A 524-nucleotide genomic window follows, 5' to 3' on the forward strand; every position below is an offset into this window, starting at 1 on the left:
GCATCGGTACTGGAGGCACTGAGCTGGCCTGCAGCAACGTTGGTGATCTGGCGTTCCTGGCCGACGCTACCGACGCTGACCACGCTGTTTGGCGAGCCCCCGGCAAAGTTGTAAGACACCCCGCCGATGGTCGTACTGCCAGTAGGGGCCGGGGCAGCGGTGGTGCTGCCGGCACCCAGTGCGACGTCACTGGCATTATTGGCCGTGGCCCCTGAACCCAAGGCCAGTCCTTGTGTGGCGGTGGCCGCGACTATGGCGGCATCGCCCAGGGCAACGGAACCTGCGCTGTTGGCCTGGGAAGCATTACCCAGTGCCACTGAACCTTGACCTGTTGCGATGTTGAGATTACCCAGCACCACGCTGCCCTGGCCGTCGGCGGTGTTATCGGCGCCCATGGCGACTGCACCGGTGCCGGTGGCGGTGTTGGGATCACCGATGGCGACTGCGCCGTTGCCAGTGGCGATATTGCCCGCACCGATGGACACGGCTTTGCCCCCCGTGGCTGTCGCCGAGGTACCAATGGC

At 65.5% G+C, this 524-nt stretch carries 1 pseudogene; it reads right to left on the reverse strand.

The features are described from left to right. Positions 1-485 (reverse strand): annotated as a pseudogene (locus tag CJU81_RS23540) (hemagglutinin); the annotation flags it as partial. Positions 486-524 lie beyond the last annotated feature (39 nt).

Origin of the sequence: Pseudomonas fragi, from assembly GCF_002269505.1 — a bacterium.
Taxonomy (GTDB): domain Bacteria; phylum Pseudomonadota; class Gammaproteobacteria; order Pseudomonadales; family Pseudomonadaceae; genus Aquipseudomonas; species Aquipseudomonas fragi_D.